This is a genomic window from Klebsiella sp. MISC125 (assembly GCF_051131775.1).
Classification (GTDB): domain Bacteria; phylum Pseudomonadota; class Gammaproteobacteria; order Enterobacterales; family Enterobacteriaceae; genus Klebsiella.
In genome coordinates this window covers 33,167-56,679 of the sequence record NZ_CP180448.1, presented here as the reverse complement: position 1 = coordinate 56,679, position 23,513 = coordinate 33,167, and the positions used below count along the sequence as shown (strand labels likewise).

Here is a 23,513-nt window from a genome sequence, read left to right as displayed (position 1 = left end):
GAGTTATTTCTCCACCGAAGGGGGTTGGGCTGACGGCTGAAGACCGGTTATTCGCTGTTCGAGCGCGCTGACCCGCTGGCGAAGTTCGCTAATTTCATCCTCATCTTCTGTCGCTTCTGGCGGCACGCCATCCCGCCGGTGCTGCATCCCCCAGCCGCGCTCCGGTTGATAAAGCGTGGCCCAGATCCATAAGAACGGCCAAATGACGTGCAAAGTAAACAGACTCACCCAGCCCGCGACGTGAATCGCATCCGAGTGCGGGTGGTTGCGTTTCTTCGCAATCAAATAAGGGATGTCATGGAGAATGATGATTCCATAAAAAATCACCAGAAAAACGAAGATCAGAACGCCGAGCGCAAAATAATTGAGAAACATAATTTCCTCGGATTTACGCTAATTATTAATAGGATTTGTTTTGTGGCAGATAAAAAAACGGCCGACAGATTGAGCATAATTCACCGATTTCATTTTCGCCATTGACGGCTAAAATGTTCTTTAGCGGATCGAGTTACTTAGTTACACGCTCTCGCGCTGAATGCGGCATAACCTGCCGGAGATCACACCAGGAGAAATCCAGATCAAAATATTTTGTGATTAACATCACAAATAAATAACAAACACTCAAAGATAATATGTGATGCACATCACACAAAACCCCTTAATTGCCTCGAAAATGCCCAGCTGTTGTTTTTTTACACATACATTTTGTGACAACGATCACTACATACACCTACCAGTCACCTATATTCATGTGATCTGAATCACACAAAAGTCCATCGACTGGACAGCTTAACGATTCAGTGCCAGATTTCGCACTATCAAACAGGGTCCGGCTACCTCTGCCGCCACATTAACAACGAGCCTCGGGCTTTCAGCCTGCCGATAGCAAAAACAGAAGAAGGGGTGTTTTATGTCATCCGATATCAAGATCAAAGTGCAAAGCTTTGGTCGTTTCCTCAGCAACATGGTGATGCCAAATATCGGCGCGTTTATCGCGTGGGGTATTATCACCGCATTATTCATTCCGACAGGATGGTTACCGAACGAAACGCTGGCGAAGCTGGTTGGTCCGATGATCACCTATCTGCTGCCGCTGCTGATCGGTTATACCGGCGGTAAGCTGATTGGCGGCGAGCGCGGCGGCGTGGTCGGCGCAATTACCACCATGGGCGTGATCGTTGGCGCAGATATGCCGATGTTCCTCGGTGCAATGATTGCCGGTCCGCTAGGCGGCTGGGCGATTAAACGTTTTGACGTCTGGGTTGATGGCAAAATCAAATCCGGCTTCGAAATGCTGGTGAACAACTTCTCTGCCGGCATCATCGGGATGATCCTCGCCATCCTGGCGTTCCTCGGCATTGGTCCTGCAGTTGAAGTCCTGTCCAAAATTCTGGCGGCAGGCGTTAACTTCATGGTTGTCCACGACATGCTGCCGCTGGCGTCCATCTTTGTTGAACCAGCGAAAATCCTGTTCCTCAACAACGCTATCAACCACGGTATCTTCTCGCCGCTGGGTATTCAGCAGTCACATGACCTTGGCAAATCGATCTTCTTCCTGATTGAAGCTAACCCGGGTCCGGGTATGGGCGTTCTGCTGGCATACATGTTCTTTGGTCGCGGTAGCGCTAAACAGTCTGCGGGCGGTGCGGCAATCATCCACTTCCTCGGCGGTATTCACGAAATCTACTTCCCGTACGTGCTGATGAACCCGCGCCTGATTCTGGCCGTTATCCTCGGCGGTATGACCGGCGTATTCACCCTGACTATCCTTAACGGCGGTCTGGTTTCTCCGGCCTCTCCGGGTTCTATCCTGGCCGTGCTGGCGATGACGCCAAAAGGTGCCTACTTCGCTAACATCGCCGCGATTGTGGCTGCGATGGCCGTTTCCTTCGTAGTTTCAGCCGTTCTGCTGAAAACCAGCAAGGTTAAAGAAGAAGACGATATCGATGCAGCGACCCGTCGCATGCAGGATATGAAAGCGCAGTCCAAAGGCGCAGCCACTCCGCTGGCCGCCGGCGATGTCGCTAACGACCTGAGCCACGTGCGTAAAATCATCGTGGCTTGCGACGCCGGTATGGGTTCCAGTGCTATGGGTGCAGGCGTGCTGCGTAAGAAAGTACAGGATGCCGGTCTGAGCAACATCTCCGTCACTAACTGTGCGATTAACAACCTGCCGCCGGATGTTGACCTGGTCATCACCCACCGCGACCTGACCGAGCGTGCGATGCGTCAGGTACCGCAGGCGCAGCATATTTCTCTGACCAACTTCCTCGACAGCGGTCTGTACTCCAGCCTGACCGAACGTCTGGTTGCGGCGCAGCGCCATACTGATAACGAAGAGAAAGTCCGGGACAGTCTAAAAGACAGCTTTGATGCGGCTGATACTAACCTGTTCAAACTCGGTGCAGAGAATATCTTCCTCGGTCGTAAAGCGGCCACCAAGGAAGAAGCGATTGTGTTTGCCGGTGAGCAATTGGTGAAAGGCGGCTACGTTGAGCCGGAATATGTCCAGGCGATGCTGGACCGCGAAAAACTGACTTCGACCTACCTGGGTGAGTCCATCGCGGTACCGCACGGCACCATCGAAGCTAAAGATCGCGTACTGAAAACCGGCATCGTGTTCTGTCAGTATCCGGAAGGCGTGCGCTTTGGTGAAGAAGAGGATGAGGTCGCTCGTCTGGTCATCGGTATCGCTGCTCGCAATAACGAGCACATTCAGGTGATTACCAGCCTGACCAACGCGCTGGACGATGAGTCAGTGATTGAGCGTCTGACCAAAACCACCAGCGTTGAAGAAGTTCTGACGCTGCTGAAAGCGTAACCTGTAGCCCGGACAAGGCGCGTCAAGCGCCGCCTCCGGGAAACGCCCACTCTCTCCTCATGCATGGGGAGAGGGTTAGGGTGAGGGAAAAGCCTCACCCCAGCCCTCTCAGGTAAAAACATTAATTGAAGGTTAATACTATGAAAGCATTACATTTTGGCGCAGGTAATATCGGACGTGGCTTTATCGGCAAACTGCTGGCAGACGCGGGGATAAAGCTGACGTTTGCGGATGTAAATCAGGTTGTGCTTGATGCCCTGAATGCCCGTCATAGCTATCAGGTTCACGTGGTCGGCGAAAATGAGCAGGTTGATACCGTTTCCGGCGTCGATGCCGTCAGCAGCATCGGTGATGAAGTCGTTGAGCTGATTGCCAGCGTTGACCTGGTCACTACTGCCGTCGGTCCGGTTGTGCTGGAACGCATTGCTCCGGCCATTGCTAAAGGTCTGGCTAAACGCAAAGCGCAGGGCATTACAGCCCCGCTGAATATTATCGCCTGCGAAAACATGGTCCGCGGCACGACTCAGCTCAAAGGCCACGTTTTTAACGCTCTGGCTGAAGAAGATAAAGCCTGGGTTGAAGCCAACGTCGGCTTCGTAGATTCCGCCGTTGACCGCATCGTTCCACCTTCTGCATCTGCTACCCACGATCCGCTGGAAGTGACCGTAGAAACCTTTAGCGAGTGGATTGTTGACAAGACCCAGTTTAAAGGCGAGCTGCCGAATATCCCAGGAATGGAATTAACCGATAACCTGATGGCATTTGTCGAGCGTAAGCTATTCACCTTAAACACCGGACATGCTATAACCGCCTACCTCGGAAAACTGGCGGGTCACCAGACGATTCGCGATGCGATTCTCGATGAGAAAATCCGCGCGGTAGTTAAAGGGGCCATGGAAGAGAGCGGCGCGGTGCTGATCAAGCGTTATGCCTTTGATGCACAGAAACACGCAGCCTATATCCAGAAGATTATTGGTCGTTTCGAGAACCCGTATTTGAAAGATGACGTTGAGCGCGTTGGCCGTCAGCCGCTGCGCAAACTGAGTGCGGGCGATCGTTTAATTAAGCCGCTACTTGGTACGCTGGAATACGGCCTGCCGCATCTGAACCTGGTGAAAGGGATCGCTGCGGCGATGCATTTCCGCAGCGAAGAAGATCCGCAGGCGCAAGAGCTGGCGACGCTGATTGCAGAAAAAGGCCCTCAGGCCGCGCTGGCGCAGATTTCAGGTCTGGACGCGGCAAGCGATGTGGTGGCGGAAGCTGTTAACGACTATAACGCCACCAAATGAGGCAAGATCTGGCGCGGTCCGAACCGCGCCCATTACTACTCCTGTCAGATATGCAGGCAATAATGGAAGAAACACAGGCATTTGAAAACCGTGTGCTTGAGCGTCTGAATGCTGGCAAAACCGTAAGAAGCTTCCTGATCGCTACCGTTGAACTGCTGACGGAAGCGGTCAATATCCTGGTGCTTCAGGTGTTCCGTAAAGACGACTATGCGGTGAAATACGCAGTGGAGCCCTTGCTAGACGGCGAGGGGCCGCTGGGTGACCTTTCTGTACGCCTGAAGCTGATTTATGGCCTCGGGGTGATCAGTCGCGCCGAATACGAAGACGCCGAGCTGCTAATGGCCCTGCGCGAAGAGTTGAACCACGATGGTAATGAGTACAGCTTTACCGACGATGAGATTCTCGGGCCGTTTGGCGAGCTGCACTGCGTCGCTGCGCTGCCGCCGATGCCGCTATTCGACGATAGCGATGCGGAACTGCTGGCAATGCAGAAACTGCGCTACCAGCAGGTTGTACGTTCAACAATGATGCTGTCTCTGACCGAGCTGATTTCTAAAATCAGCTTAAAAAAAGCCTTTCAAAAATCAACGCTCTGATTCGGTCTCTTGCTGGTCACACGTCGGCTGATAAAGCTGCCGATAATACTCCAGACGACGCAGAAACAGCTCCTCTTTGTCCGCCGGAATGTCTTGCGGTATATGCTGCAAACGCGGGGACTTTTTTAGATATTCCATAAAAGCCTGGCTTGAAGCCATAAAATCTACGGCCTTATCAATAATACGCGGTACACCGTCGCCGATTTTCGCCATCACGCTCTCCTCTGCTCGGGGATCATCTTGTTAAGAATTAGCCAAAAGAAGGGATTTAGATGAGGAAAACGTGCTTAATGGCTGACAGGCTTCACAGAAATGAACATTCACCCACTCTGGTGGGAAATCCGTATAATATTCAAATTATTATAATTACTCACGCCGATTGTTATTGCGGGAAAAGTCGTGACGTTTTGATAAATAGCTACCCACAACGGAAGCGACAGCACATACTATAGTCTGATAACGCCCATTTCTTAATAGATTAAACCACCATGAAAGAAGTCGAAAAAAATGAAATTAAGCGTCTGAGCGACCGTCTCGACGCCATCCGTCACCAGCAGGCCGACCTGTCGCTGGTTGAAGCCGCAGACAAGTACGCCGAGCTGGAAAAAGAAAAAACCACCATTGAGGCGGAGCTTGTTCGCCTGCGCGAAGTTCAGGGTCAAAAACTGAGCAAAGAAGCGCAGAAACTGATGAGCCTGCCGCACCGTCGCGCCATCACCAAAAAAGAGCAGGCCGATATTGGCAAACTCAAAAAAAGCGTGCGCGGGCTGGTTCTTGTCCATCCGATGACCGCTCTGGGTCGCGAAATGGGCCTCAAAGAGATGACCGGCTTCTCAAAAACCGCGTTCTGATCTTTTCGCTGCGAAAATCCCCCGGTAGCACTGCTGTTTGATCGGGCTACGGGATCGAGCAGTCTGCTGGTTTGGTAGCCCGGACAGGCGCGTCAAGCGCCGCCTCCGGGATCGGCCTTCGTATTGAAATCCTCTGCGCCATGCTTCCCGGTGGCGCTGCGCTGACCGGGCTACAAGTTCACAGCCGTCAGCGGTTTGGTAGCCCGGACAGATGCGTAGCATCGCCTCCGGGAATAAGTCGCCGGGTCAGGCATTCATGCCATGACCCGGGACTGCTTCACTCGCTTAGAACCACGCTTCAAACATGCCGCCAACGTTCAGCGAATCCAGCTGATCGTCTTTGGTGCCGTTGACCTTCGCAGTGCGCTTATTATCCACCTGACCGCCGGTCACGTAGAAACGTAGCATTGGGCGGAACTCTGGCCCCATACCGATCGCAATGTTCTGCGACAGCGTCAGCTTCCAGCCATGGTTGTCTCCGCCCTGATCGTAATCAACGCGCTGGTAGCCTGCTTCCAGCCAGGTCGAATGCACATCGTTCCAGAAGTACATTGGACGGACAATCGCGCCGTAGTTTTTACGGTTGTCGGTGTCGTCCTTGCTGTTGTCATAGTCGTGGAAGGCCAGCAGATATTCGATCTGCGCCTGCTGGGTAAACTTATAGTTGCCTTCGAAGCTGGCATAGATAGCGGTCAACCCGTCCGTTTTGTTGTAAACGCTGTTATCCGAGTTATCGGAGTAGCGCAGGATAACCTTATTCACGCCGCTGTCATCGCTGTTGGTGTGGCTTAACAGCAGGCCGCCCTGCCAGGCATCGAGCTGCTCGTCGTTATCCACCGCTTTTGAATCAAAGCCGTAGTTGGCGTAGACCTCAACGTCGATCGGGCCCGCTTTGATATTGTGAGTTTTGGTGGTCAGCGCATAGTGACCATCATCGCCAGTGCCGGAGCCACCGGTACAGGTGATACGCGATGGGTTAGCCTCATCGGCCATCACTTCCGGGCTACAGGACTCCACCTGCGAGACCGCCGCCACGTCAAACTGTACGCCACCGATATCGAAGTTTTTCACCCCTGCGCCCTGACCATCGTGGTTCATCCAGAAGTAGTCGTTGATCCCCTGTTGCGGACGCTGGTGGAAATCACGACCCGCCCAGATATAAGCGTTAGGATTGGACTCCAGCACGTTGGTGACGCCGACGTAGGCTTTTTTCAGGTTAACTTCATCGCTCCAGTGGTCGAACATCACGTTGATATCCCAGATAGCGCCTTTGCTGCTCTTAAAGGCTTTAGTTATCTGGAATTCGCCGCCGTTGCCTTCGTTACCCAGACGACCGATTGCCGACGCGCCGTTATAGGAGCCATCCACGCCAACAAATTTCTGATCGCCGGTCTGGAATTGCGCGCCGTAACGGGCGTAACCGCTAAACTTCAGCCCAAACGGAACCGCCATATCCGGCGATTGTGCGGCGGTTTGCGGGTTGGTCTCCAGATCCACCTTTTTCGCGGCGGCGGCGTCCATCTTAGCCTGACGGTCGGCCAGCGCTTTATCGACGGCTTTAGCCACAATGGCGTCAATTTGTTCCTGAGTAAAATCTTGTGCTAATACGGAAATTGGGCACAGCGCGGCGACGACCGCCATAGCTAATGGCAGCATTTTTACAGTTTTCATAATTATCTCGCTTTTAATAATTCATATATTCAGATAATAGCTATCCCGCCAGGATAAGCTGGTGATACTTATTTAGGGTACTGTTGGGTTATATATTAACGTTGATACAGATAAATTAACTCTTCTGAAAATTCGCGAGCCAGCAGAGAATTCATCAGATGGTCCTGGGCGTGCACCATAATCAGCGTCATCGGCTGACGCCCTTCTCCCGCGTCCTGCTCGATAAGCTGGGTTTGCATCTGGTGCGCCCGGCGGGCATAGCCATCGGCCTCATTAAGGAGCAACCGCGCTTCATCTATATTACCGCTACGGGCACAATGAAGCGCTTCAAAACATAATGAGCGTGACTGTCCCGCGTTGACGATAATTTCCATTACCGCATCTTCTAATTCAATCATGTTATGTCCTGAGATCATTAACTTTATTATTTAAATAATGTGGCGAAAGTCCTTTTTCTGCATTATTTACGCTGTCATCTTAAAAATATATTCGTTTAATTATTAGCTGACGGTTTCAGCAACCGGTGCCGCGTTTTTTGCTTTTTCGACTTCAGTTTTCATTAAGGAGCGTTCATAAGCGCGCAGGAATGGCAGATAGATAACCGCCGACATCACCATACAAATCACGCACATGACCACCGGGCTTAAGGTCCAGTTGGCAGCCCACGATGCGCCAATGGGAGCTGGCGTTGTCCATGGGGTCAGGGAAACGACCTGGCTCAGCCAGCCGAGACGCGTCGCGCCGTAAGCCAGCACGGCGTTGATCATCGGCACGAAGACAAACGGGATAAACATCATCGGGTTCATAATAATTGGCGCACCGAACAGAATCGGCTCGTTGATATTAAAGAAGCTGGGTACGATGCCCATTTTGCCAATGGTACGCAGGTGCGCCACGCGGCTACGCAGCAGCAGGAACGCCAGCGGGAGCGTGGAACCGACACCGCCGATTAGCAGGTAGTGGTCCCAGAAACCTTGCAGATAGACGTGGGGCAGAGCTGCGCCAGCCGCCAGCGCCGCCTGGTTTGCCGACAGGTTGGCCATCCAGAACGGGTTCATAATTCCGGTGACAATCAGCGAACCGTGGATCCCGGCAAACCAGAAAATCTGGCACATCAGGACGGAAAGCAGAATCGCCGGCAGTGAGTCAGAGGCGGAAACCAGCGGCTCCAGAAGGTGCATAATCGCCTGCGGCAGGATCATCCCGGTCTGCGCTTCAATAAACAGGTTCAGCGGATGCAGCGTCGCTATCACCACCAGCACCGGGATAAGGATTTCAAACGAGCGCGCAACGCCGGTCGGCACCTCTTTCGGCAGACGAATGGTGATGTTGTTCTGCTTCAGCCAGGCGTAAACGCGGGTGGAATAAATCGCGGTGATCAAGGCAGTGAAGATACCCTGACCAGAGAGATACTGAGTGGAGATTTTGCCATCCGCATACGGCGCGGCAACCAGTAAAAAGGCCATAAACGCCAGCAGACCGGACATCACCGGGTCGAGCTGGAACTGGCGTCCCAGGCTGGCGCCAATACCTACAGAGATAAAGAACGTCATCACGCCCATGCTGAGGTTAAACGGCAGCATCAGCTGTTCACGATACTGTTGGGAGAAATCCAGCCAGCCGCGGGCGAAACCGTTGGTGGTATCCGGCGAAAAAGGAGGGAAGATAAATACCAGCATGAAAGAGCCGATGATCATAAACGGCAATGCGGCAGTGAAGCCATCGCGAATGGCGATAACGTATTTCTGCTGCCCAAGGCGTCCTGCCAGCGGTGTAATTGATTGCTCGATCACGGCAATCATGGACTGATACAGAGAACTCATTTGCACACCTCTTAATGCGCCGCTTCTATCAGCGACAGAGCATAATCCAGGACGTTATCTCCCCGCTGCATCCCGTAGTCCATGGTATTGATTGGCTGGACAGGAATATTCAGGGAAGCGGCTTTCTCAGATAAAGTTTTCAGCATGTATTTCACCTGGGGGCCAAGAAGCACCACCTGGTACTGTGGAAACTGCATGTCAAATTCGGAAACACCATAAGCATCAATCTGCACCGGCAGGTTACGTTCCTTTGCGACATCGACCATCTTTCTGACCAGCATACTGGTGGACATCCCGGCAGAGCAGCACAGCATAATCTTGTACATCGACGACCATCCTCAAAATGTAAAAAGTTATTGCGTGGATGATTTGATATCAGACGGAAACCGGTTTCCATTTATAAAAAACAGAACTGTGATAACCGTCAAGATCTGTCAGCTATAGGGCTGATTAATTAGATTTGGCTCACATATTCCTGTGGTTTTTGCTACGTTTTCCCATGAAACGGAGAATCGGTTTCCAAATAAAAACGGAAACGGATATACTGCTGCTGGTTATTATTGAAGCGATTCAGGTCCAGGGATTTACAGGGATCGGACTGGCCCTGTCAGGGGAAAATGATGTCTACAATCAATGATGTATCACGCTTAGCTGGGGTATCGAAAGCCACAGTCTCTCGGGTGTTGAGTGGTTCGCGCGGGGTGAAGGAAGCCAGCCGACAGGCGGTGTTACAAGCGGCGGAAGAACTTAACTATCGGCCAAATATGATTGCGCAATCTTTGCTTAGTCAAACCACCGGCTGCATTGGCGTAATTTGCGCTCAGGACAATATTAATCAAACCACCAGCTACCTCTATGCCCTGGAAAAACAGCTCAGCCAGCACCAGAAACATCTACTACTGCGTTTCGCAAATTCCCGTGGCAGGGTGATGCATTCACTGGAAGAGCTGACCTGCGGCCTTTGCGATGATGTATTGATTATTGGCGCACGGTTTCCACTAAATATCGACCGGCCTGACGTGGTGCTGATTGACTGCTTGGAAAGCGAAGGTGTGAACAGCATTCATTTTGACCATGCCTTTGCGGCGGAAACAGCCTGTAACTATTTGATAAGTCAGGGGCGGCGACAGATTGCGCTGATCCACCCGCAGGGCAGCGGCTTTGCCGATCAGGTACTGCTCGGATACAAACATGCTCTGGAAAAGAGTTTCCTGCCGTTTAATCGCAACCTGATCTTTCTCGACAGCCATTCGCCTTCCGTGGCGGTGCAAGAGTTGGTAAACAACGCAACCACGCTGAATTTCAACGCATTGCTGGTGGCAAACGAGCAGCAGGCGCAGCTGGTGGTCCCGCAGCTTCAGGCATTCAATCGCGCAGTGCCGGAAAAAGTGATGGTGTTTAGCCTTGCGGGCTCGTTACAGCTACCCGGTATTCCGACCATTCCGGCGATTGAATATTCAATGGACGCAATGGCGAGTCGAATCGTCAGCTGGCTGACCGAAAAAACGCAAATGCTCGGCAGCAGCCCGCTGCGCGGGGATTTGATTATTCCAAACCGCTAATTACAACGCTTCGCCGCGGGCGCTACTGCGTCGGGCACTGAATGCCGCCGATCGCTTTCTGATAGGCGGCGCTATTGTTTTTGTCCAGCGCCAGCGCTGCGCTTTGTACTGCAGTCTTATTCTCTGGTGATTCCAGTACGCGATTGGCAAACGTTGTATCGTCCAGACCACTACTAGCAGGGCAGTTTTTCCTCACATCCTTCACTATCTGCTGCTTTTGTTGCTCAAACTTCAGTCCGGAGAGCGGTGCGGCTGTTGCCACGGCAGGTAGCGCCAGGCAGATAGCCAACGACAGCGCAATACTTATTCTTTTCATCATGGATATCCTTATTTTTATTAAAGCGTTCCTCTAACTATAGACGCATTCCTGAGTGAGCCATTTTGCGTGCGGCTTTCCGCAAAAATGAAGCCGTTTCAACGGGCGAAATTTATCTTCCGTAGCGGCAAGCAAAGCGGATAAATCCCGGGTGCCCGCCGTCATTCGAGCGGGTACATTCCCGGCATTACGCTTCCAGGATGGCGAACCATGATGAAAAAAGGGACGACCTCAACACCGCATGATGCGGTTTTTAAACAATTTTTATCTCATCCCGATTGCGCCAGGGACTTTATCGAGATCCACCTGCCCGCTTCGCTGCGCCAGTTGTGCGATCTGCAAACGCTCAGGCTGGAGTCCGGTAGCTTTATTGAAGCCGATTTACGTGCCAGCTATTCCGATGTGCTGTGGTCGCTGAAAACCAGCGATGGCGATGGCTATATCTACGTAGTGATTGAACATCAGAGTACACCGGATGCCCATATGGCGTTCAGGCTGATGCGCTATGCGTTAGCCGCCATGCAGCGCCATCTGGACGCCGGGCACAAAACGCTGCCGCTGGTGGTGCCGATGCTGTTCTATCACGGCGCTAAAAGTCCTTACCCCTTCTCGCTGTGCTGGCTGGATGAGTTTGCCGATGCAATTACCGCGCGTCAGCTCTATGCCGCCGCTTTCCCGCTGGTGGATATCACCGTGGTGCCGGATGACGAAATCATGCAGCACCGCCGCGTAGCGCTGCTGGAACTGATCCAAAAGCATATCCGCCAGCGTGATTTACTTGGCCTGGTGGAAAAGTTAGCGGAGCTGTTGGTTAAAGGTTGCGCTAATGACAGCCAGATGAAAGCGCTGTTTAATTACATGCTGCAGTGTGGAGATGCGCCTCGTTTTGATGAGTTTCTTCACGAGGCAGCACGGCGCGTTCCTCAACATAAGGAGACACTGATGACCATTGCGGAAAGACTACGGCAGGAAGGGAGACAAGAGGGCAAGTTGGAGGGCAAGTTGGAGGGCAAGTTAGAAGGTAAACAAGAGGGTAGACAAGAAGAAGCGTTACGTATTGCCTGTTTATTTCTGGAGCAGGGGTTTGAGCGCGAGCTGGTACGGATGACTATCGGGCTTTCGGATGACGATCTGAATGCATTCCAGGATACATCACTCAAGATGGGGGAAAATTAATGACGATTGTAGAGAGGCTACGGCTGGAAGAGATACCACAGGAGTTACAACAAGAGTATTTGCTGGGATATCTATTGGAATTTTACCTGAATTTTTATGAAGGATTTCAGGAAGGTAAACGAGAAGAAGCGTTGCGTATTGCCCATTTATTTCTGGAACAGGGGTTTGAGCGCGAGCTGGTAAGGGCTGTTTGCCAGCTATCAGATGACGATATGAAGATGCTGCAAACTCAGGCCACAGCATCCTCAGCCAGATAATCGTCAGGCCGTTTTAACCCTACGCCGCGAATCCATGGCGATCAGCACCACCGACGAGAGAATCAACAGCGTGCCCAGCCAGTCCGGGAGGGTAAACGTAATGCCGAGCAGCAGCAAAGAGAGCAAGGCGCTGCTCAGCGGCTCTGCGCAGCTGAGAATACCCGCCTTTGCGCCGCCAATCTTCTGCGCGCCGTTCAGGTAGAGGCTGAAGGTCAGCGACGTACCGATAACCACCAGATAGAAAAATGCCAGCAGCAGGCTGCCGTTAACCACAAAATGGTTGTCCTGACCGGCGTAGAACGGCAATAACATCGCGCCGCCGAGCAGCATGCTCCAGCCGACGATCGGCAGCGTGCCGTAGCGGGCAATCAGCGTTGAAGGATAAGTGGTGTAGAAGGCAGCAGCAAACGCCGAGGCAATACCCCAGAATAACGCGGCGGGGGAAATCGACAGCGTTGTCGGGTTGCCATGGGTGACCAGCAGGAAAGTACCCGCCAGCGAGGTACCGATAGCCGCCAGCACCAGCGGACTGGGGCGTGTTTTTCGGGCGATAGCAAACCAGGCGACGATAATCGTCGGCGACAGGAACTGCAGTACCGTCGCGGTGGCGGCGTTGGATTTCTCGATAGTCATCAGGAAGGTGTACTGCACGGTGAGCGCGCCGAACAGCGAGAAGATCAGCAGGCTAATCGCATCTTTGCGGTTTTGCAGAACGCGAAATATTTTGTCGCCATGAACGAACGAGAGCATCAGAAGAATCAGACCCGCGAACAGCAGGCGCGTCATGGTCAGAAACGGCGATGACATCTGACTTTGCTGCATAATATATTGCGCACAGACGCCGGAACTGCCCCACAGCACGGCGGCTATTAGTACGTTCAGCATCCCTTTTTTGCTGGAGCCCATCTTTCCCTCAAGTGAAATATCGCAAAAGCGGCATCATAACATGAGCGCGTCCGGGCGGCGGGGCAGGAAATGGTAGTTGGAGTATTTGGTATGCTGGTTCGCTGCCATCGCGGCGAAAGAACCCAAGGTTTGGCTATGCGCCGCGTAATCTTGAAGCGAGTTAGATCCCGTCGAAAAGAAAATCCATTGATGCTTTAACGACCTCACGCTGGTGATTCAGATTACAGACTTCTTCACCCAGAACACGATGCGGGATACTGGCGAGTTCGTGGGTCATCACGACGTACTCTTCCCCTTCTACGGTGACAACCGGTGTTAAACGATCGGCACGTGGACCTTTATAATTTATCAGTGGAAACAGTGGGATCACGACCCGAGTATTACGCTTACCGATAATGTCACTTTGTACATCAAGGAGGTAAGGATACGCAGCAATTCGACCTGTATTTTTATAAACGTAATACTGCATATTCAGAACGTCCTGTATTCGTCAGAAAGAAGTCCGTTTTCCTCTGTTAAATCATTGAGGTAGTCGATTGCCTGGGCATTTTCTTTTTGCCAGCGGGCTAATTCAAGGCTGTGAATTTCGCTTTTTAGGGCGTTAGTCAACGTTAGAGAAAGATTAATGCCGACCTCACGGGCCTGTTTGACCAGGACAGGGTCCAGCGTCACGCTGACGTTCTGTTTATTGCGTTTTGCGGTTGGCATAGGAATCTCCTGTGTAGTATACACGTGTAGATTACACGTAAATAAATTAACCCGCCATTCGGCGGGTTAAAAAATGTTCAAGCTTTATACATCAGACGTGCGTCTTAGCTCAAATCAACGTTTTTACTGCCGAACAGCCAGGTCAGGGCAAATCCACAAAGATAAGAGACCGCCAACCCGGCAGCATATACCGCCATTCCGGCGTAAATTCCGCTGCCGGAGGTCATCAGCGGCAGCGCCACCAGACCGGAAGGACCGAACACGGTATTGAGGCCAACCGGCAGACCCAGCCATGCAATCAGGCCGAGGAAGAAACCGCCGCAGGCGCCGCCGAGGCAGGCAGTGATAAACGGCTTCATGCGCGGCAGCGTCACACCGTAAATCAGCGGTTCGCCAATACCGAGGAAGCCGGGAATAATCGCCCCTTTAATCTGGGTACGCAGCAAAGAGCCGTGTTTCGCCCGCCAGAACAGCGCCAGCGCTGCGCCCACCTGCCCGGCTCCGGCCATCGCCAGAATCGGGAACAGCGAGTTAAACCCTTGCGCATCCACCAGGGCGAAATAGACCGGCACAAAGCCCTGATGCACGCCGAACATCACCGCCAGCAGGAACAAACCGGCCAGCACCGCAGAGCCGAACGGGTTGCCGTTAAGGTGCAGGAACAACCACGACATTCCGGTAAACAGCCAGCCGCCGATAGGCATAATCACGATAAAGGTTACCGCGCCCATAATCAGCAGCGTTACGGCTGAGGTGAGGATCATATCGAGGTTTGCGGGCATCACCCGGCGCACTTGTCTTTCCACCCATGCGCCAATAATTGAGGCGATCAGCACGCCGATAATATTGCCACGCGGATCGATACCGTGGCCGAAGAAGGTAGTGATCCCGGAATAGAATCCGCTGGTGGCCTCGGGGTTATAGCCGAGAACAAACAGCGCAGCGATAATCGCGCCGTTAACGCCGGACCCGCCGAACGCCTTCTGGGCGTTATAGCCGATCAGGATGCTCAGGAAGGTAAACATTCCCTTGCTGAACACCTTCATGTAGCCAATCAGCGCCACCACCGTGGCGTTCGGATGGGCGTTTTCCAGCACAAACATCTGTTCTGCCAGAGTGGCAAAACCCAGCAGCAACCCAACGGCAATAAAGCCGGGGATCAGCGGAGTAAAAATGGTGGCAAATTTGGCGAGAAACTTCTGAACACCGCTGGTTTGCTTACTCTTCAGCGCTTGCTTTTTCTCTGCTGCCACATCGGCCAGAGACGGCGCGTCCGCCGGAGCCTCTTCCAGTAACGCATTCATCATTTCCGCTGCGGTTTGCGCCTTGCCAGGGCCAAGCACCACCTGGAACTGCTCATCGCTAACGATAACACCCATCACGCCCTCAATTTGACGGATGGCGGCGCTATCGGCCCGCGACTCATCGCGCAGGGCCAGGCGCAGTCGGGTCATACAGTTTCCCGCTTGCGCTATGTTTCCGGCTCCGCCAACATGATTGAGGATCCGCACTATCATCTCTTTATTTATTTTTGCCATTGCAGATTACCTGTTGGTCAGCGGTCAGGAGTGGCTCAGCGCCTTGCGGATATAGCCGTCGTTTTTGGCCAGCAGCGCCTGGGCTTGCGTCGCGCTTAAACCAGCCAGCACCATCACAATCGCCGTTTTACAGTGGCGACCGCAGGCATCCAGCGCGCTTTGCGCCGTCGCACGGTCACATTCGGTGGCCTCCATGACGATAGAAACCTGGCGCTCAATCAGCTTGGCGTTGGTGGCTTCAACGTCCACCATCAAATTGCTGTAGACCTTGCCGATGCGGATCATTGCCCCGGTGGAAATCATATTCAGTACCAGCTTCTGCGCGGTACCGGCCTTCAGACGGCTTGAACCGGTGACAACTTCCGGGCCGACCACCGGCATAATGGCAACATCCGCCAGTTGAGCCATTTCGCCATGTGGGTTGCAGCTAACGATAGCGACAAAAGCGCTCTGGCTGCGGGCATATTCCATCGCGCCAATCACGTACGGGGTGCGCCCGCTGGCGGCCAGGCCGACCAGTACATCGCGGCTGCTAAAGTTAAGGTTCTGCAGGTCCATCGCGCCTTGCGCTTTGTTATCTTCGACGTTCTCCACGGCGCTCAGAATCGCTTTATGGCCGCCAGCGATAATACCGACAACCTGCTCCGGACGAGTGCCGAAGGTCGGCGGACATTCGCTGGCATCAAGAATCCCCAGACGACCGGAGGTCCCCGCTCCGATATAAATCAGCCGCCCGCCAGCCTGTAGCGCCGCTGCGACTTTATCCACCACCTGGGCAATCTGCGCCAGATAAGGGGTGATAGCGTGAGCCACCTGCTGGTCTTCCTGGTTAATCACCGTCAGCATCTCTTCGGTGGAGAGGGTATCAATGTTGGCGCTATTGGCGTTGCGGCGCTCGGTCAGCAGTTTGCTCAGGTCGATAGTCATAGGAACCTCATTATTCACAGTGGCAGGCAGTATAAGGAATTAATTATTCCTTTCATGTGAAGGCTATCACGATTGATGTTGAATGAATAATAAGAGATTTCAGTCGTAGCGGGAAATATGGCGGTAATAAAATTGGAATTTTTTATTACCACCAGGAGAGTTTACTCAATAGTGCGCGGTTTTTTCAGGCCAATCAGCAGGGCGGCCAGATAGCAAAGGGTCATCGCGAGGCTCATTTTCAGCATTGTTTCACCACCTAAACCAGACAGCGGCGCGGCAATACCGCCGAACACAAACATCAGCGTGCCCATCAGCGCCGATGCAGTGCCGGACTGGCGGGCGCTAATCGCATTCATCGCTTCCGCGCCGGCGACGGTGCTGATGCCGCTCATCATCGAGACGGTAAAGAACAGACCGACCAGCGCCAGCGTCGGCAGCTGTAGCCAGGCAAACAGCAGAGTGACTGCCGCAAAGGTCACCGCCAGCAGCTGGCCGCCGCGCAGCAGGGCTTCTGCGCTAAATCGCTGCGCCAGGCGGGAAAAGATCAGCGCCGCGATAATCAGCCCAATGCCGTTAAGGCCGAACAACAGGCTGAACTGCATCGCACTCATGGCGTATTCACTCTGAATAACGAACGAGGATGAACCGATATACGAGAACAACCCGGCCATCATAAAGGCCTGAATCAGGCAGTAGCGCATAAAGCGGCGGTTTTTCAGCACCGGGGTATCGTCCTGCGGCTGGGTAACCGAGGCGGTGCTTTTTGCCGGCAGCGTTTCGTGCAGCACAGTCAGGCTGAGCAACAGTAATACCACGCCGATCGCCGCCATCGCCCAGAACAGGATACGCCAGTCAAAAGCGGTGATGATCCAGCCGCCGAGCACCGGCGAAAGCACCGGCGCGATGCCGTTTACGGTCATCAGCAGGGCGAAAAACTGGGTCAGCAGGGTGCCCTGATAGCGGTCGCGGGCGATGGAACGTGACAGCACCGACCCGCCTGCTCCGGCGAAACCTTGCAGAAAGCGCCAGGCGATCAGCATGTGAATGTCGTAGGTTATCGCACACATTGCCGAGGAGAAGATAAACAGTAGCAGCGAGAACGCCAGCGGCTTTTTACGGCCAATCCGGTCGCTCAGCGGGCCAAAAAACAGCTGACCGAGGCCGAGGCCAATCAGCGCTGCGGTCAGCGACAGCTGGGTCTGCGTACCGGTGGCGTTAAGCTGTTGGGTGATTTCCGGCAGCGCGGGCAGATAGAAGTCGGTACACAGGGGCCCAATGGCGCTGAGTAAACCGAGAACCACTACCCAGGAAAGAGAAATTCGGGACATACAAACAGGCTCCTTGTCAGAATGCCGGGCGTTGCCGCCCGGAAAAAACATTAGCTGGCGCCGCCTCCCAGCGACTGCCAGAGGGTGATACGGTTTTCCAGGTCCGTTTGCTGGAGGGAGATAAGCGTAGCCTGCGCCGACCACAGCGTGCGCTGGGCGGTCAGCACCGACAGATAATCCCCTACCCCGGCCTGATAGCTCTTCATCGCAATATTCAACGATTTCTGCTCCGCCGCGACATATTTATTCTGCGCATCCAGCTGCTCACTAAGCGTTTCCCGCCGCGCCAGCGCGTCGGCGACATCCTTGAAGGCGCTTTGAATCGTCTTCTCATAGGTGGCAATGAGCCCCTTTTTCTCCGCTTCAGCATAACGCAGTTGCGCCAGATTACTGCCGCCGGTAAACAACGGCAGGCTGATCGATGGCGCGAATGACCACACCTGCATGCCGTGACTGAACAGTGAAGAGAGCGAATCGCTGCCGACCCCGGCGCTGGCGGTCAGCGAGATAGACGGGAAGAAGTTGGCCCGTGCCGCACCAATATCAGCGTTAGCGCTTTTCAGATTATGCTCTGCTTCCTGGATATCCGGACGACGCAGCAGGACCGATGAAGAGACGCCCGCCGGAACCAGGGTGATACTGCGATCGCCGAGGCTTTCCAGCGTGCCGGGCAACAGGCTATCCGGCACGGTTTCCCCGGCCAGCAGATTGAGGGCATTTTTATCCTGCGCTACCAGCGTGCGGTAGCTGGCGACGCTGGCGCGCGCCTGCTGGTAAACGCTTTCGGCATCGCTCAGGTCGCTTGCCGAGGCGGTGCCGACCTCCATCTGGCGAGTGACAATTTTGCGCGAGTTCTCCGCGCTGGCCATGGTTTCCTGAGCCAGCGCCAGGTTGCTGTTATCCGTCGCAAGCGTTACCCAGGCGGTGGTCAGGTCGGCGATCATCGTCAGGCGTGTATTCTGGGCGGTGAATTCGCTGGCAAGCCAGGTTTCTCTCGCCGCGCGCGTCAGGCTTTGATTCTTACCAAACAGATCCAGCTCGAAGCTGGAGACCGCGCCGTCGGCTTCCGATGACGACGTCAGGCCGCTGGCGACCGTTTTACTGCGGGTATGGCTTAGCTCGGCGTCGAGAGTCGGAAACAGCGCGGCGCGCGTTTCGCCAAGCTGGGCGCGGGCAGCTTCAATATCGGCCAGCGCTTTCTGCACGTCGCGGTTGCTGGTCAGCGCGATGCTCACCACTTTTTTAAGGCGGGCGTCATTCACCACCTGCTGCCAGTCGCTGACCACCGCGGTGGCCTCGCCGTGACCGCCCGGCAGAGTGGCCGGGACTGGCGCGGCCGGGCGCTCATAGTTCGGGTCGAGGGAGACACAGCCCGCTGTCAGGAGCGCGACAAAAACCAAGGTAAAACGAAACATAACTTACTCCTGAGAAGAGCGATGGCGGGTGAAGAAGCGTTTCACCAGCACAAAAAACAGCGGCACGAAGAACACCGCCAGCAGCGTTGCCGTCAGGGTCCCGCCGATAATCCCGGTACCGATTGCCACGCGGCTGTTAGCCCCGGCTCCGGTAGCGATCGCCAGCGGCAGAACCCCGGCGATAAACGCCAGCGAAGTCATCACAATGGGTCGCAGTCGGGTCTGCGCGGCGCGCATCGCGGCTCGCGATAGCGAATACCCCTCTTCCACCGCCGATTCGGCGAATTCGACGATCAGAATGGCGTTCTTCGACGACAGGCCGATGGTGGTCAGCAGCGCCACCTGGAAGTAAACGTCGTTGTTCAGACCGCGCATCCATGCCGCCAGCGCCGCGCCGAGCAGCCCAAGCGGGATAACCATGATGACCGAGAATGGTACCGACCAGCTCTCATACAGCGCTGCCAGGCACAGGAAGACCACCAGAATTGAGATGGCGTAAAGGCTCATCGCCTGGCCGCTAGCCAGTTTTTCCTGCAGCGACATGCCGCTCCATGCCCAGGTGGTACCGGCAGGCAGGTTATTGGCTAAGGCTTCCATCTTGTCCATTGCCGCGCCGGAGCTAAAGCCGCTGGCGTTCTCGCCCTGGATTTCAAAGGCGGCGGAGCCGTTGTAGCGTACCAGGCTTTCCGGGCCATATTGCCAATGGGTGGTGGCGAAGGCGGAGAATGGCGTCATGCTATCGTCGCTGCCGCGCACGAACCATTTACCGAGGTCGGACGGCACAGCACGGGCATCGCTTTCGCCCTGGATATAAACCTTTTTCACGCGACCGCGATCGATAAAGTCGTTGACGTAGGTACCGCCCCAGGCGCTGGAGAGGGTATCGGTGACATCGCTTAAGGACAGCCCAAGCGACACGGCTTTATTGTTATCGATATCCACCTGCAGCTGCGGCATCTGCGGCAGATCGTTGGCGCGCACCGATTGCAGTTCAGAACTTTGATTGGCCGCCACCAGCAGTTGGCTGCGCATTTTCATCAGGCTATCGCGATCGGTGCCGCCGCTGGCCATCAGCTCGAAGGTGAAACCGTTGCTCTGCCCCAGACCATCCACCGACGGCGGGGTCATGGCAAACAGGGTGGCATCGCGAATGCTGCCGAGCTCTTTGGTGGCGCGCAGGGCGATAGCCTGAGCGGTATTGGCTTCGCCTTTACGTTCGGACCAGTTTTTCAGCGATACGAAGGCCATCCCGGCGTTCTGTCCACTACCGCTAAAGCTAAAGCCGTCAACGGTAAAAATCACATCGGTATTAGCTTTTTCTTTGCTCAGGAACCAGTCTGTGACCTGGCGGCGAACCTCGGCGGTGCGCACCGCCGTTGCCCCGGCGGGCAGCGTGTACTGGACCATGATTTCGCCCTGATCCTCGGTCGGCAGGAAGCTGCCCGGCAGTTTCCACATCGCCAGCGCCATGCCGCCGCAAATCAGGACAAAAGCGCCCATCATCATCGCCGAGCGGCGCAGGCCGCCGACAACACGATGCTGATAGCCCTGCTCGGTGCGTCCCCACAGGCGGTTAAAGGCGCCGAAGAAGCCTTTGGTATGCGGTTTAGAATGGCTCAGCAGCGCGCCGCACAGCGCCGGGGTTAAGGTTAGCGCGACCACCACGGAGAGCATCATCGCCGAGATAATGGTCACCGAAAACTGGCGGTAGATAACCCCGGTGGAGCCGCCGAAGAAGGCCATCGGCAGGAATACCGCCGAGAGCACCAGCGCAATGGCGATCAGTGCGCCGGAGATTTCACCCATCGATTTTTCAGTGGCTTCGCGGGCGGGCAGCCCTTCGTCGCGCATAATACGCTCGACGTTTTCCACCACCACGATGGCATCATCCACCAGCAAGCCTATCGCCAATACCATCGCAAACAGCGTCAGAGTATTGATGGAGTAGCCGAACAGCGCCAGTACGCCGAAGGTGCCCAGTAGCACGACCGGAACCGCCACCGCCGGGATCAGCGTGGCGCGGAAGTTTTGCAGGAACAGATACATGACGCAGACCACGAGGATGATGGCCTCGAAAAGCGTCTGAATCACGTCCTCAACCGAGATTTTGATGAACTCGGTGCTGTCTTTCGGGTAGGCGATATCGTAGCCCTGCGGCATCTGACGCTGGAATTCGGCAATCTTACTTTTCACCAGCGTCGCGGTGTTCAGTGCGTTGGCGCCGGGGGCCATCATCACCGCGATCCCGGCGGCCGGGTGACCGTTGAGGTTGGCGGAGGCGGTGTAATCTTCGCTGCCCATTTCGACGCGGGCGACATCGCTCAGGCGTACCACCGAGCCGTCGGTTTTACTCTTAACGATAATCTCTTTGAACTGGGCGGCGGTTTGCAGGCGCGACTGGGCGCGCACGGTGGCGGTCAGCTGCTGAGCGTTAGAAGCGGGCAGCGCACCGATTTTACCGGCGGAAACCTGCACGTTCTGCGCTTCAATCGCCGATTGCACATCGGAAGGCATCAGCGAATAAGAGGCTAGTTTGGTCGGGTCCATCCAGATGCGCATGGCGTACTCCGCGCCGAACACCTGCAGGCTACCGACGCCTTCAATACGCGCCAGTGGGTCTTGCATGTTGCTCACCAGCCAGTCGGAGATATCGGAGCTGGTGGCTTTGTTGTTTTTGTCATACACCGAGAGGATCAGCAGGAAGCTGCTCTGCGATTTTTCTACCGTCACGCCGGATTGTTGAACTTCGCTCGGCAGGCGTGATTCCGCCTGCTGCACTTTATTCTGTACCTGAACCTGCGCGGTATCCGCGTCGGTGCCCTGCTCGAAGGTCACGGTAATGCTGACCGAGCCGTCGGAGCTGCTGGTAGACGTAAAGTAGAGCAGGTTATCCAGGCCGGTAAGCTGCTGTTCGATAACCTGGGTGACGCTGTTTTCCAGGGTTTCCGCAGAAGCCCCGGTATAGGTGGCGGAGATTTTTACCGCTGGCGGCGCGACATCAGGGTACTGGCCAACCGGCAGAGTGCGGATCGCCAGAATCCCGGCAAGCATAATCAGAATGGCGATAACCCAGGCGAAAACCGGGCGTCGCACAAAGAAACGAGAGAACATCAGGCGTTGCCTCCGTCGTTTTTAACGTCGACGGCTTTCACCTGCTGGCCCGGCGCAACGTTGCTGGTACCTTCAACAATCAGCTTATCGCCGCTCTTCAGGCCGTTGACGATCAGCCATTTGTCACCGTAGGTGTCTCCTGTTTCCACGCTACGCTGCTCAACTTTGCTGCTGGCGTCGACCACCAGCGCGGTAGCATCGCCTTTAGCATCGCGGGTGATACCCTGCTGCGGGGCAAGGATTGCATCATCCATAATGCCTTCGTCGACGCGGGCGCGAACGAACATTCCCGGCAGCAGTACGTGCTGCGGATTAGGGAAGACCGCGCGCAGCGTGACCGAGCCGGTTGATTCATCCACCGCCACTTCGGTCAGCGCCAGACGACCTTTTTCGCTGTAGGTACTGCCGTCTTCAAGGGTCAGCGTGACGTTAAGGGTATCGCTGTTGCTCGCCAGACTTTGCTTGCGTAAGTGCAGCAGATCGACGCTGGATCGGGTGAGATCGACATACATCGTATCCAGGCCGCGGATCGTCGCCAGCGCGGTATCCTGATCGGCGGAAACCAGCGCGCCCGGCGTCACGGAGGAGATACCGATACGCCCGGCAATCGGCGCGGTGACAGTGGTCCAGTTCAGGTTAATGCGCGCGCTCTCCAGCGCCGCCTTTTTCGACTCAACGCTGGCTTTGTCCTGATTACAGGTCGACAGCGCGTCGTCGGCATCCTGGCGGGAGACACCGTTATCTTTCACCAGCACCGCGTAGCGCTGGGCTTTTTGGCAGTCGGCGGTGACCAGCGCCTGAGCCTGTTTCAGCGACGCGGCAGCTTCATTAAATGTTGCCCGATAGCTGGACGGGTCGATTTGGTACAGCGCTTGTCCGGCTTTGACCATGTCGCCCTCGGTAAACAGGCGTTTTTGTACGATACCGCCGACCTGCGGGCGCACTTCGGCGCTTAGCGAGGCGGTAGTGCGGCCCGTAAGGCTGCTCACCACCGGAACGGGCTGGCCTTGCAGGGTGACGACGCCGACTTCCGGGACCATTTGCTGTGGGGCGGAAGTTTGCGCGTTATCGCATCCACTAAGGAGAAATAATGCAGCTGCTGCGATGGGTGTGATGGTGTATTTCATTATATTTTCTCAGGATGAACGACGTCCGCCCCGCAAATTTATTGGCGGGGTGATGGGCCGGGCGATGATGCATCTCCGGGCAAGCACAAAT

The 23,513-nt window shown here is 54.9% G+C and carries 23 protein-coding genes; 7 read left to right on the top strand and 16 right to left on the bottom strand.

What is annotated here, in order from left to right; genetic code table 11:
• Positions 1-3: 3 nt before the first annotated feature.
• On the bottom strand, positions 4-375 hold the full coding sequence (locus ACMYSL_RS00270) for a DUF3302 domain-containing protein (RefSeq protein ID WP_181484361.1): 372 nt from the start codon (positions 373-375) through the stop codon (positions 4-6).
• A gap of 535 nt (positions 376-910) precedes the next feature.
• Between ACMYSL_RS00270 and ACMYSL_RS00265 the strand changes: the two genes are divergently transcribed.
• From ACMYSL_RS00265 to mtlR, 3 genes are all read left to right on the top strand, one after another.
• Positions 911-2,821, top strand: coding sequence for a PTS mannitol transporter subunit IICBA (locus ACMYSL_RS00265; RefSeq protein WP_434661047.1), 1,911 nt, complete (start codon positions 911-913; stop codon positions 2,819-2,821).
• Between the two features lie 140 nt (positions 2,822-2,961).
• Positions 2,962-4,110, top strand: coding sequence for a mannitol-1-phosphate 5-dehydrogenase (gene mtlD / locus ACMYSL_RS00260; RefSeq protein ID WP_182235378.1), 1,149 nt, complete (start codon positions 2,962-2,964; stop codon positions 4,108-4,110).
• A complete protein-coding gene (mtlR, locus tag ACMYSL_RS00255; RefSeq protein ID WP_181484358.1) occupies positions 4,107-4,706 on the top strand; it encodes a mannitol operon repressor MtlR in 600 nt (199 codons plus the stop codon). Before mtlD ends, mtlR begins: the two co-directional genes overlap by 4 nt.
• Here mtlR and ACMYSL_RS00250 read toward each other — a convergent pair.
• Positions 4,695-4,919: a hypothetical protein gene (locus tag ACMYSL_RS00250; RefSeq protein WP_181484357.1), complete on the bottom strand. Its 225-nt coding sequence runs from the start codon at positions 4,917-4,919 to the stop codon at positions 4,695-4,697. The genes mtlR and ACMYSL_RS00250 overlap by 12 nt on opposite strands.
• 275 nt (positions 4,920-5,194) lie before the next feature.
• Between ACMYSL_RS00250 and ACMYSL_RS00245 the strand changes: the two genes are divergently transcribed.
• The gene (locus ACMYSL_RS00245; protein ID WP_434661046.1) at positions 5,195-5,557 is read left to right on the top strand and encodes a YibL family ribosome-associated protein; all 363 of its coding nucleotides are present in this window, start codon (positions 5,195-5,197) and stop codon (positions 5,555-5,557) included.
• A 285-nt stretch (positions 5,558-5,842) separates the two neighbouring features.
• Here ACMYSL_RS00245 and ACMYSL_RS00240 read toward each other — a convergent pair whose 3' ends face one another.
• The 4 genes from ACMYSL_RS00240 to ACMYSL_RS00225 form a co-directional block, all read right to left on the bottom strand.
• The gene (locus ACMYSL_RS00240; RefSeq protein WP_434661045.1) at positions 5,843-7,228 is read right to left on the bottom strand and encodes a carbohydrate porin; all 1,386 of its coding nucleotides are present in this window, start codon (positions 7,226-7,228) and stop codon (positions 5,843-5,845) included.
• Between the two features lie 95 nt (positions 7,229-7,323).
• A complete protein-coding gene (locus ACMYSL_RS00235) occupies positions 7,324-7,626 on the bottom strand; it encodes a PTS lactose/cellobiose transporter subunit IIA (protein WP_434661044.1) in 303 nt (100 codons plus the stop codon).
• A gap of 102 nt (positions 7,627-7,728) precedes the next feature.
• The gene (locus ACMYSL_RS00230; RefSeq protein WP_434661043.1) at positions 7,729-9,051 is read right to left on the bottom strand and encodes a PTS sugar transporter subunit IIC; all 1,323 of its coding nucleotides are present in this window, start codon (positions 9,049-9,051) and stop codon (positions 7,729-7,731) included.
• An 11-nt stretch (positions 9,052-9,062) separates the two neighbouring features.
• A complete protein-coding gene (locus ACMYSL_RS00225; protein ID WP_085045337.1) occupies positions 9,063-9,377 on the bottom strand; it encodes a PTS sugar transporter subunit IIB in 315 nt (104 codons plus the stop codon).
• 294 nt (positions 9,378-9,671) lie between these two features.
• Between ACMYSL_RS00225 and ACMYSL_RS00220 the strand changes: the two genes are divergently transcribed.
• Positions 9,672-10,613: a LacI family DNA-binding transcriptional regulator gene (locus ACMYSL_RS00220; RefSeq protein ID WP_182240580.1), complete on the top strand. Its 942-nt coding sequence runs from the start codon at positions 9,672-9,674 to the stop codon at positions 10,611-10,613.
• 22 nt (positions 10,614-10,635) lie between these two features.
• Here the strand turns inward: ACMYSL_RS00220 and ACMYSL_RS00215 are convergent, their stop codons facing one another.
• A complete protein-coding gene (locus ACMYSL_RS00215; protein WP_304254392.1) occupies positions 10,636-10,932 on the bottom strand; it encodes a YicS family protein in 297 nt (98 codons plus the stop codon).
• A gap of 210 nt (positions 10,933-11,142) precedes the next feature.
• Here ACMYSL_RS00215 and ACMYSL_RS00210 point away from each other — a divergent pair, with 210 nt between their 5' ends.
• Complete coding sequence (locus ACMYSL_RS00210; protein ID WP_434664319.1) at positions 11,143-12,105, top strand: Rpn family recombination-promoting nuclease/putative transposase; 963 nt, start codon at positions 11,143-11,145, stop codon at positions 12,103-12,105.
• Complete coding sequence (locus tag ACMYSL_RS00205; protein ID WP_434661042.1) at positions 12,105-12,362, top strand: hypothetical protein; 258 nt, start codon at positions 12,105-12,107, stop codon at positions 12,360-12,362. Before ACMYSL_RS00210 ends, ACMYSL_RS00205 begins: the two co-directional genes overlap by 1 nt.
• Positions 12,363-12,365: 3 nt before the next feature.
• On the opposite strand, the gene ACMYSL_RS00200 is transcribed toward ACMYSL_RS00205, so the two are convergent.
• The 9 genes from ACMYSL_RS00200 to ACMYSL_RS00160 form a co-directional block, all read right to left on the bottom strand.
• Complete coding sequence (locus ACMYSL_RS00200; protein ID WP_181484352.1) at positions 12,366-13,268, bottom strand: carboxylate/amino acid/amine transporter; 903 nt, start codon at positions 13,266-13,268, stop codon at positions 12,366-12,368.
• Positions 13,269-13,428: 160 nt separating this feature from the next.
• Entirely contained in the window at positions 13,429-13,737 is a 309-nt protein-coding gene (locus tag ACMYSL_RS00195) for a CcdB family protein (RefSeq protein ID WP_139538430.1), read from the bottom strand.
• A gap of 2 nt (positions 13,738-13,739) precedes the next feature.
• Positions 13,740-13,976, bottom strand: a complete 237-nt coding sequence (locus tag ACMYSL_RS00190) for a type II toxin-antitoxin system CcdA family antitoxin (protein WP_139538429.1) — start codon at positions 13,974-13,976, stop codon at positions 13,740-13,742.
• Positions 13,977-14,080: 104 nt separating this feature from the next.
• The gene (gene murP, locus ACMYSL_RS00185) at positions 14,081-15,514 is read right to left on the bottom strand and encodes a PTS N-acetylmuramic acid transporter subunit IIBC (protein WP_434661041.1); all 1,434 of its coding nucleotides are present in this window, start codon (positions 15,512-15,514) and stop codon (positions 14,081-14,083) included.
• Positions 15,515-15,538: 24 nt separating this feature from the next.
• Positions 15,539-16,441, bottom strand: coding sequence for an N-acetylmuramic acid 6-phosphate etherase (gene murQ / locus ACMYSL_RS00180; protein WP_434661040.1), 903 nt, complete (start codon positions 16,439-16,441; stop codon positions 15,539-15,541).
• Between the two features lie 161 nt (positions 16,442-16,602).
• Positions 16,603-17,769, bottom strand: a complete 1,167-nt coding sequence (locus ACMYSL_RS00175) for a multidrug effflux MFS transporter (RefSeq protein ID WP_434661039.1) — start codon at positions 17,767-17,769, stop codon at positions 16,603-16,605.
• A gap of 50 nt (positions 17,770-17,819) precedes the next feature.
• Positions 17,820-19,184, bottom strand: a complete 1,365-nt coding sequence (locus tag ACMYSL_RS00170) for an efflux transporter outer membrane subunit (protein WP_434661038.1) — start codon at positions 19,182-19,184, stop codon at positions 17,820-17,822.
• Between the two features lie 3 nt (positions 19,185-19,187).
• Positions 19,188-22,295, bottom strand: coding sequence for a multidrug efflux RND transporter permease subunit EefB (gene eefB / locus ACMYSL_RS00165; protein WP_434661037.1), 3,108 nt, complete (start codon positions 22,293-22,295; stop codon positions 19,188-19,190).
• On the bottom strand, positions 22,295-23,422 hold the full coding sequence (locus ACMYSL_RS00160; RefSeq protein ID WP_434661036.1) for an efflux RND transporter periplasmic adaptor subunit: 1,128 nt from the start codon (positions 23,420-23,422) through the stop codon (positions 22,295-22,297). Before ACMYSL_RS00160 ends, eefB begins: the two co-directional genes overlap by 1 nt.
• Positions 23,423-23,513 lie beyond the last annotated feature (91 nt).

Coding starts and splice junctions, on each gene's coding strand:
- ACMYSL_RS00270 (WP_181484361.1), bottom strand. CDS start 375: ATGTTTCTCAATTATTTTGCGCTCGGCGTTCTGATCTTCGTTTTTCTG.
- ACMYSL_RS00265 (WP_434661047.1), top strand. CDS start 911: ATGTCATCCGATATCAAGATCAAAGTGCAAAGCTTTGGTCGTTTCCTC.
- mtlD (WP_182235378.1), top strand. CDS start 2,962: ATGAAAGCATTACATTTTGGCGCAGGTAATATCGGACGTGGCTTTATC.
- mtlR (WP_181484358.1), top strand. CDS start 4,107: ATGAGGCAAGATCTGGCGCGGTCCGAACCGCGCCCATTACTACTCCTG.
- ACMYSL_RS00250 (WP_181484357.1), bottom strand. CDS start 4,919: ATGGCGAAAATCGGCGACGGTGTACCGCGTATTATTGATAAGGCCGTA.
- ACMYSL_RS00245 (WP_434661046.1), top strand. CDS start 5,195: ATGAAAGAAGTCGAAAAAAATGAAATTAAGCGTCTGAGCGACCGTCTC.
- ACMYSL_RS00240 (WP_434661045.1), bottom strand. CDS start 7,228: ATGAAAACTGTAAAAATGCTGCCATTAGCTATGGCGGTCGTCGCCGCG.
- ACMYSL_RS00235 (WP_434661044.1), bottom strand. CDS start 7,626: ATGATTGAATTAGAAGATGCGGTAATGGAAATTATCGTCAACGCGGGA.
- ACMYSL_RS00230 (WP_434661043.1), bottom strand. CDS start 9,051: ATGAGTTCTCTGTATCAGTCCATGATTGCCGTGATCGAGCAATCAATT.
- ACMYSL_RS00225 (WP_085045337.1), bottom strand. CDS start 9,377: ATGTACAAGATTATGCTGTGCTGCTCTGCCGGGATGTCCACCAGTATG.
- ACMYSL_RS00220 (WP_182240580.1), top strand. CDS start 9,672: ATGTCTACAATCAATGATGTATCACGCTTAGCTGGGGTATCGAAAGCC.
- ACMYSL_RS00215 (WP_304254392.1), bottom strand. CDS start 10,932: ATGATGAAAAGAATAAGTATTGCGCTGTCGTTGGCTATCTGCCTGGCG.
- ACMYSL_RS00210 (WP_434664319.1), top strand. CDS start 11,143: ATGAAAAAAGGGACGACCTCAACACCGCATGATGCGGTTTTTAAACAA.
- ACMYSL_RS00205 (WP_434661042.1), top strand. CDS start 12,105: ATGACGATTGTAGAGAGGCTACGGCTGGAAGAGATACCACAGGAGTTA.
- ACMYSL_RS00200 (WP_181484352.1), bottom strand. CDS start 13,268: ATGGGCTCCAGCAAAAAAGGGATGCTGAACGTACTAATAGCCGCCGTG.
- ACMYSL_RS00195 (WP_139538430.1), bottom strand. CDS start 13,737: ATGCAGTATTACGTTTATAAAAATACAGGTCGAATTGCTGCGTATCCT.
- ACMYSL_RS00190 (WP_139538429.1), bottom strand. CDS start 13,976: ATGCCAACCGCAAAACGCAATAAACAGAACGTCAGCGTGACGCTGGAC.
- murP (WP_434661041.1), bottom strand. CDS start 15,514: ATGGCAAAAATAAATAAAGAGATGATAGTGCGGATCCTCAATCATGTT.
- murQ (WP_434661040.1), bottom strand. CDS start 16,441: ATGACTATCGACCTGAGCAAACTGCTGACCGAGCGCCGCAACGCCAAT.
- ACMYSL_RS00175 (WP_434661039.1), bottom strand. CDS start 17,769: ATGTCCCGAATTTCTCTTTCCTGGGTAGTGGTTCTCGGTTTACTCAGC.
- ACMYSL_RS00170 (WP_434661038.1), bottom strand. CDS start 19,184: ATGTTTCGTTTTACCTTGGTTTTTGTCGCGCTCCTGACAGCGGGCTGT.
- eefB (WP_434661037.1), bottom strand. CDS start 22,295: ATGTTCTCTCGTTTCTTTGTGCGACGCCCGGTTTTCGCCTGGGTTATC.
- ACMYSL_RS00160 (WP_434661036.1), bottom strand. CDS start 23,422: ATGAAATACACCATCACACCCATCGCAGCAGCTGCATTATTTCTCCTT.